Origin of the sequence: Gordonia rhizosphera NBRC 16068 (assembly GCF_000298195.1) — a bacterium.
Classification (GTDB): Bacteria; Actinomycetota; Actinomycetes; order Mycobacteriales; family Mycobacteriaceae; genus Gordonia; species Gordonia rhizosphera.
This window is the reverse complement of sequence record NZ_BAHC01000184.1, coordinates 1-7,769: the sequence shown is the minus strand read 5'-3', so window position 1 is coordinate 7,769 and position 7,769 is coordinate 1. Positions and strand designations below refer to the sequence as shown.

Sequence of the window (7,769 nt, the reverse complement as noted above, 5' to 3'; positions counted from 1 at the left end):
GAGCCCTAAGGAGGTGCTACCCAGAAATGATCTCCGACTCCAAAATTCTCGATTACACCACTTCCGTCGGACTGCTCTTGTCAAATGACGCCGCAAAATCAATCGGATTCTGCATTTGGGATACGAAGAGAAATGAAGTATTGCACGAACTGCGATATACGATCGATTACGGCGGAGACGGGTCGCGCTCGGGGAAGGGCGGTATGGCGATAGAACCAGTAACTCTGACGGAATCGGCCAAGTTGACTGCATGGGTCGCATGGAGCAAGTCCATGCTCGCCCGGTCAAAGGTCGATCAGGAGAATATTCTCGAAGGATCGATCTGGGGACTGCCTGGTGGCAGTTCCTTCTCTCCAAGATACGCCGGACGGCACACAGAGTATGCGAAGTATTCCTCGGGTCCAATACAAGCTGAAGCTTCTGAGTTTCGAAACAATCGGAAGTGATCGCCAAAATGACTGATATTAGGACATCGATAGAACTGCCCGAGAAACAGGTTCAGCTGTCGATCCCGGTGCGAGCAGTGATTCACACATCATTGCGCCAGCGTGAGGATAGTTCAATGGAACTGCCAACGCTCACTTCCATTGAGGCCATAATTGGTCGTATATCCGCCCTGGGGTTTATCCTTGCCGATCAGAATCAGATTCGAAGTATCGCCAATCTTGTAAATACGTCATACATTACGGTGCCGGAAAGAGAATGGGAATATTCGGTTCTGAATTTGCGAGCGCAACGTGCCAACCAAGACGAAGGAAATGGACTGCGTGCGGTTCAGACGCTCCGTACTTCGACAGTTAGCGCTGCCGAGAAGATTGAGCGAGTATCGGGCAATGAGAATCTGCATCTCCGGCGAAAGTACGAAGACGACTATGTTGGCGCTGTTAAAGAGTGCGTTCTCGAGAATTCCAATCCTTGGCGCAAGCATGGAACAATGATGGCGCGACTCGTTGGTCGCACAGTTCTTTCGTCATTGACTGAGAATCTTATAGGCATCCCTTTGGCCGATTTGATTAGCCAATCGCTATCTGGTTTTGGGCGCCGAGTATGACCGTACCTGGATACGTCGCATTTCAGCTGTCTGGTAGTTCTTTGGTCGAGGACGCTCGTGGAAAAGAAATAGTGAATAGTCTATTCGAACAACTACGCGGATTGTATGTCTCACCGGAAGCGGTTGGAACTTCTATTGTTCTTGATGACCCGTATGGCGAGGGCTTACGACTGGAAATAGTGGGCACACCTGATGCAACTTTACTCATTAGTGACATACGACACATTAGGTTGATTTCGAAATCATACAACAGTGACGGTGTCGAGACCGGAAATGATCAACCCTGGGGGGATGACATAGATATCGCGGCATTACGTGAAATCATAGGAAACTATGTCAGCGAACTTTGCGTCTTGCGCCCACGTACTAGCGAATCTGCTCAAGCGATAGCTCGTTTCGAGGGCCTGGTGGGAGTGCCAAAGTCGGGTGTCTTGGAAGCTGCCCTCGCACTTTTTCGAGGTCGCAGATGGCTCGAAGATTGGTCGCATACGCATCATGCTCGCGTGATCCGCGCACTGGACTTAGTAGCGGATGGTGCCCCTCTTTTGCTGCTCCACGGAGACCCTGGTACGGGAAAGACCGCGACGGCCCACAGCCTAGCGGGCGTCATCGCGACGGATCTCGCAAAACCGGTCGTCCTTATCATTCTGAATGAGCGGATCCGAGGGAATGGGATTCAAGGGCGGGCTGGCAGCGACGTTGTCAGCATCTTGGACACAATTGGCAATTTCGCATCGAAATCCGATGTTCTAACCTTGGTTCTTCTGGATGAGGCTGAGTCAATCGTGGGAGCGCGCGCTGCACACGATGTTGACTCTGGAGAGAAGGAGAATACCGCAGTTGTGGACGGTCTGATCAAGGGCCTCGACTCAATGAATATTCTTAGCAGAAATCGAGTGCTATTTTTGATGTGCACGAATCTTGTCGCCAGAGTCGATCCCGCGGTCCTACGCCGTGCACGCCTCTTCAATTTCGAGCGGCCCACCGAGGAAGTGGTGTACGCGCTGATTGATCGAGCATTCGGCGACGTATTCAACCGACCTGAGATCGGAGCCATTGCCGTTCAGGCGACGCGCTCCAAGCTGCCACTGACTCCCGCCGACATTGTCGGCCAGATTGTGCTGCCAGCAATCAACACAGCAGCCATGTCCGGCCTACCGCTGCAAGCGAACAACGTAGCAGAGCTAGCCCGTGCTGCAACTCCGACCTCCAACATGGGGCGCGCTCCAGGAGCCCTGTCGACTTGGTCACCTACGTCCCCTCGCATTCGACCCCGCCGGCTTCGTAGTCCGGGCTCCATGCCTGTTCGGATTGCTGGTCGATGACAGTTGCGCTGGACTCGGCCAATTCGAATCCCAAGAAGTACGTGGGCGGCGCGTCTGAAGATAGGTGGGAACTGGTCGGTAATTACGAGCCTGTTGCCGAATTGCGGGAAGAGCCCCAATGTCCTCAAGGTTGGAGCGCGGATACGCGTAGCGAACGCCAGGTCGCCGATCAGGTCGTCGGCCATCGACGGTGCTGTCGTCGGGTGCGGAATCGGCTACCCAAACGACTTGATGTGCCCGGTCTGGTCGATCTCGGACCTCACACCGGACCCGTCGGCGAGACGGTGTAGCACCGACGCTGCTATGGCTCGGGTCGGCGCGGAGACCCGGACGACAACCTGACCGTCGCTGGCGTTGTCGAGGGTTGTCGTGGCCAACGCGCGGACCGCGTCTGCCACCCTGTCGTCGATGTGCGCGTCGGAATCATGCGACCAGTCGTCCTCGCCCGGTGAGGCATCGGTGTCACCGATAGAGACGACGTCGACTCCGCGGACACGGGCGCGGTAGGCCGGCCCGTCGAGATTGAGGGACGACATCAGCGGTGCACGCAGTCGGTCCCGCAGATGCGCCTCGAGAAGTTCCGACTCCAGCCGTTCGCCGCCCGTCAGGTCGTCACCGGACGCGATCCGTTCCAGCAGTGGTCGGGCAAGTTCGTTCAGATGCTGGACCTGGTGGGTGCGTTCTTCGGCGGCGGCGGACTGCGCTGACAACACTGCGGCATCGGCGATGGTGCGGGCACGGAGCTCAAATGTCGCTCTCGCCACCGGGCGCAGGCGGCCGGCAAAGAGGGCCACGGTTGCCAGGGGTGCGATGTCGATCGCGACGATCGCGCCGATAGCTGCCGGGTTTTGATCGGTCGCCAAGCCCCAGATCGCGTATACGATAGCGATTCCGGTGAACCCGATCCACGGCGCGATGCGGCGTCGGCGGACATTCATGAAACAGAACACCGCGATCGCGGGACCATGGATCCAGGTGGACAACGATTGCGTGTCCGACAGTTTCGGCGCGACTGACAAGGCGAGCGCGCAAGCGACAGGCCCGGAGGTGGTCAACAGGACGGTGGTGGACGTCGGCAGCGGGTCGCCGGCGCTTTGCACGACGGCGACGGCAGCGACCGACAGTAGTGCCACGGCGATCAGAGCGGGCCAAGCGTTGGATGCCGTGGGCACTGCGAACGCCGCGACCACCCATATCGCGATCAAGAACGCGGTGACAATGACCCCTGCTCCGCGCGTGCGTAGACCCAACAGGTCGCGGATGTCTTCGCTCCGAGGCAGATCCGTCACGTTCACGGTTATCGATCCCAGCCCAATCGCACTCGGGTACCGCCCCCAGGGCTCGACTCGATCTGTGCGAACCCTCCGTCAAGCTTCTGCATGCGTCCGCGGATGCTGACCGCAATGCCCAGCCGGGTGGTCGGCTCGCGGTTGGTGTCGAAACCGACACCGTCGTCGCGTATTTCGATGCACATGCGCTCTTCTCCGGCGCTGACGGTGACCGCGCAGTCGGCCTGTGGGCCTGTGTGTCGTCGACTGTTCCGCACGGCCTCTGCGGTGGCGGCGGCCACCGCCGTCACGACCGACCCCGGATATCGTGTGGTCGGGTCAACTTCCGCCACATCGATCGTTTGGGTCGGGTCCACCAGCACAACGGCCGCCCTGACTTCGGCGATCGCATCCGGGGACGCAACCGCGCTGCGCCGTTCACCGTCGGCCGCCTTGTCGATCGCGGCGAGCGCCGCCCTCGCGTTCTGGGCGAGTTCGGGCGAAGCGCCGTGCCGGGCGGCCAGCAAGAGGGTGGCCATCACCGCGTCGTGGGTCAGAGAATCGAACCGGCTCCGCTCGGCCGCCCGAGCCTCGGCTGCGGCAGCCTCCGCCGTGGTCTCGAGCGCGCGAGCGCGAGTCGCGTCGAGAATGCCCGCGGTTCGCGTCGTCATCACAGCGGCCGCAACGAAGATCATGGAGAACGCGAACGCCCACGCATAGTCGGCGACTGGATTATTGTTCAACCAGTCTGGGCGGATCGCGTGACCGCAGACTGTGGATGCGAGAATCACCACGGCGAGGTAGAAGAAAGCATATAGAGGCCGGACGGCAAGCGCTGCGGCGACCGCCGCAAGCCCGGGGAACTGGGTGAACCAGATCCCTGGGCCGCCATAGATGAGGCCGCCGTTCCACCCGAACCACCATAGGCCGACGGCCAGTGCATACCCAATGGCGGTGGCGCCCGCCATCATACGGAGCCGCCGGATGTCCGCACGTACCGCGAGCGGCCCCATGGCGATGCCGGGGCCAAAGATGAGCAGCAGTGCCGAGACTGTCCACCAGGTATTCATCACCGGAAGCGACTCGATGATGAAGGGAATACACATCAGTCCGTATGCGACGTACCCGATGGCGACGAACAGCGAGAACTGCTGCAGTATCCGGCGCCCGGCGTGCTGGTCGAGTTGGGCGTCGGGACCGGCTGGTCCCGCAAACGTCGCGGTGGCGGCGGTCATCCGCTGGGCACTCGGTAGATCATGGCGTTCATCATCACCGACGGACTGCTGTTACGCCGCATGAATGGGCGACGATTCCCTGCCGTACGCCGCGGGGAAACGGCGCTGAGCGTGGATGCGACAAATGCGAGTGGGATCATGGTGAGCGCCAACCGATAATCGGCCGCAACCCTGAGGCCCCTTCGGGAGATTTCGGCATCCCGCGCGGCTCCAAACGGTAGTGGTCGCTGGCGAGCGGTCTCCAAACCGCCCGTACTCGTCGGGGCCCGGGCATGCGCCCCTGAGGTGTGGACGAATCAAAAGGTAATTTTGGTCTACTCGGGCTCGAGTATGTCGAGCAGTAGCGTGGCCGGACGCCGACGCTATTGTCGTCCGAATGGGGGATCGCGGCGTGAACGCCTCGTGCGTCACTTGGTGATCATGGCCGGAATGTTGGTCCATTCGGTGGATAGACTTGAACATATTCGTCCGGATACTCTGATTTGGTTCATTTGTCTCTCTGACAATGCCATCGTGTTGGTTGCTAGTGATGATAGGAATCGGGCGACGGGAGTTGTCAATTTGGTCGAGGCGTTCTATCGAAGTATTGCAGCGTACCGCCACCAACGGTGCTAAAGATGCTGTCTGCTGCAACGATCTTGCTATTCGTAAAGATACCGGCCCTACCTATCTGGCCGTTCAATCCAATCCATTCCCACTCGGAAAGAACGGGAGCAAGTGATGATTCGCAGAACCGTACCCGCAGTTGTTATCGCGATGGCGCTGTTTATCGCTACGATATCTGGCACGGGGCCGGCACAAGCGTCCGATCGCGGCGGTGACGGCGACGCGAGTCGTTGTGCAAATGCATATGTGGTCGCTTCAAGACCGATACACGGTACGCGTGGGCCCGCCAAAGGGAAGATAATCGGCTACCTGGAGCTTCGTTGGTCCCAGCCATGCCACGCCAACTGGTCCCGAGTTGTCCTCCTTGGTGGAATGTACTCGTCAATGGTCACTATAGAACAGGAGATCATCGCTGAGGGACGGACTGCACAATCGTACGACGGCAACATCAGAACTGGGTCGCGCGGAACTTCCGCATCGACAAGGTACTTGCGGCTGAAGAACTCTCAAAGTCAGGCCTGCGTCGCTGCATGGGTATCGTCTGACTTCGGAACGCTCAATTTTCACACAAATGGTGCCCGATTCTGCGTGTGACCTGCTCGCGCGCCTATTGAGGCTAAGGTCGCATATCCAAATTTGTTATCTGAAACAAGGAGGTATTGCGTGCGAACTACACGACTATTGCTTCGAACTTTCGGGGCGACCCTAGGTGCTGTGTTTGTCCTCGGAATTGTCTCGCCGGTTGAGGCACACGCGAGCTGGTACCCCGCACAGGTGAGCGCCCGGGGCGCCGGAGCGACTCTCCGTGATTGTTACCACCCACCCATGGGGGCGAGCGTGAAATGCAAGAAGGTAGCCTTCTTGAGCCCAGGCACTTCACTGCGTATCGTTTGCCAGCAAGCCGGCCAGATGGTCGTCGGCACATACGGCCGAAGCGAGTTGTGGGACTACGTTGTCGTAGACAGAGGCCGCCTGCAGCCACGCCTCGAAGGTCTGGTCGCTGACACCAATATCTACACCGGCAGCAACGGGCTCGTCGCTGAGGTATGCCGCTAGCCGGGTTGGAGCGTTGTCGGATTCGGAATCGTAGCCGACTGACCGCCGGGTCAGCATCCAGTCTCCTCCCTCCCAGTCTTTTTGTTGTCACTGCGAGCCAGTTCCACCCACCGTCAATTCCGAAGAGCTGATTAACCTTTTCGGTTTAAATTGCGTCAGAATTGCGCTCGACGTAGGCGGTCGAGACTACTCTCAATACGCACAGGAATAGGAAGGTTGCGAGAATGGAGATACTGCAGGAATGCGGATCTTTGGCTACCGCCATCGCAGCGGCCGACGCTTCGGTTCCTTTCCGCCCGGGGCATTGGCATACGCTGCAAAGCGTTGCATGTGCGTGCAATACTTTCAGGCGCAGGACGGTGCGACCGCCATGAATCCTCAGATGAAGTAACTCGGTGAAACCGAGTGCGATCGTGATCGGGCACGTTCACGCCCTCGTAGCCACCGGTAGTGGAGCGATGTGGAACAAGGGGAAGTGAATCTCCAATATGAACGAGGTCGGACTTCCGGTTGCGCGTTTGAGTCCGTAGCGCGCACGGGAGATTCATTTTCCCACTTAGTATTCCGTGTGCGCTGGGCGTAAGTACCCATGTTGACGGAAGGGATTGCGGGTCGGGATCGCGATTCACGTCCGTGAAATCTAGAATTCTCAGATTCGGAGTCAAAGGAAAGCGAAATGATCAGGAAAGTGTCTCGAAAGATATGCCTGGTGGCATCGATCCTCGCGCTTGGGCTAGGCATTGCTGTGGTGTCTGTATCGCCGGCCGAAGCTGCACCAATTGCTACCGTTATGGCCCAGACGCAGCGAATGTCTGATGCAACGTTGAAATCGACCCAGGCGGGTTGGTATAACAAGGGATCGAACCTTCAATTGTCATGCTACAAACATGGGCAGGCGGTGAAGGGGTACTTCAGTAAGAACCTGCCGAATGGTGGCTGGGACGATCTCTGGTACCGGGTGTCGGATGGGTACTTCGTCGCTGACGTCGACATCGAGACGCACTCGAACTCCCCGGTCACCGCACCTTGCATAGGCAATCCGGCCCCAAGCAGCCAATCGAAGAGCCTTGCTTGGCCGCTGCAATCCGTGTCTATCAACCGCGGATTCGGTGTTAATGGTCATAACGGTATCGACCTCCGGGCGGGAATGGGCACTCCTGTGTACGCGGCCGCGGATGGCGTCGTGCGGTTTGAAGGCTGGGGACAAAACAACAGTTGGATGGGCAAA

Annotated in this window: 7 protein-coding genes; 4 read left to right on the top strand and 3 right to left on the bottom strand. The window is 58.5% G+C overall.

Translation table 11 applies throughout. The features are described 5' to 3' along the window. From GORHZ_RS31025 to GORHZ_RS31015, 3 genes are all read left to right on the top strand, one after another. Positions 1-446 (top strand): hypothetical protein (locus tag GORHZ_RS31025; protein WP_006337218.1); only part of this gene is annotated, 446 nt, incomplete at its 5' end. Further along, positions 443-1,051 carry a hypothetical protein gene (locus GORHZ_RS31020; protein WP_157205315.1) on the top strand — a complete coding sequence of 203 codons (609 nt, stop codon included), beginning with the start codon at positions 443-445 and terminating at the stop codon, positions 1,049-1,051. The genes GORHZ_RS31025 and GORHZ_RS31020, both read left to right, overlap by 4 nt. Before the next feature lie 503 nt (positions 1,052-1,554). Beyond that, positions 1,555-2,376, top strand: coding sequence for an AAA family ATPase (locus tag GORHZ_RS31015; RefSeq protein WP_006337214.1), 822 nt, complete (start codon positions 1,555-1,557; stop codon positions 2,374-2,376). Between the two features lie 215 nt (positions 2,377-2,591). Here the strand turns inward: GORHZ_RS31015 and GORHZ_RS22315 are convergent, their stop codons facing one another. The 3 genes from GORHZ_RS22315 to GORHZ_RS31010 form a co-directional block, all read right to left on the bottom strand. Beyond that, a complete protein-coding gene (locus tag GORHZ_RS22315) occupies positions 2,592-3,665 on the bottom strand; it encodes a DUF8320 family protein (RefSeq protein WP_245551493.1) in 1,074 nt (357 codons plus the stop codon). 8 nt (positions 3,666-3,673) lie between these two features. Further along, positions 3,674-4,879, bottom strand: a complete 1,206-nt coding sequence (locus GORHZ_RS22310; RefSeq protein WP_006337211.1) for a sensor histidine kinase — start codon at positions 4,877-4,879, stop codon at positions 3,674-3,676. A 1,482-nt stretch (positions 4,880-6,361) separates the two neighbouring features. Beyond that, entirely contained in the window at positions 6,362-6,598 is a 237-nt protein-coding gene (locus tag GORHZ_RS31010; RefSeq protein ID WP_006337210.1) for a hypothetical protein, read from the bottom strand. Positions 6,599-7,250: 652 nt separating this feature from the next. Here GORHZ_RS31010 and GORHZ_RS30295 point away from each other — a divergent pair. Then, positions 7,251-7,769, top strand: a 519-nt coding sequence (locus tag GORHZ_RS30295) for a M23 family metallopeptidase (RefSeq protein ID WP_169330690.1), incomplete at its 3' end; no start/stop codon positions are given.

Excerpts from the sequence above, each read along its gene's own strand:
- GORHZ_RS22310 (WP_006337211.1), bottom strand. The coding sequence starts at position 4,879 with ATGACCGCCGCCACCGCGACGTTTGCGGGACCAGCCGGTCCCGACGCC.
- GORHZ_RS31010 (WP_006337210.1), bottom strand. The coding sequence starts at position 6,598 with ATGCTGACCCGGCGGTCAGTCGGCTACGATTCCGAATCCGACAACGCT.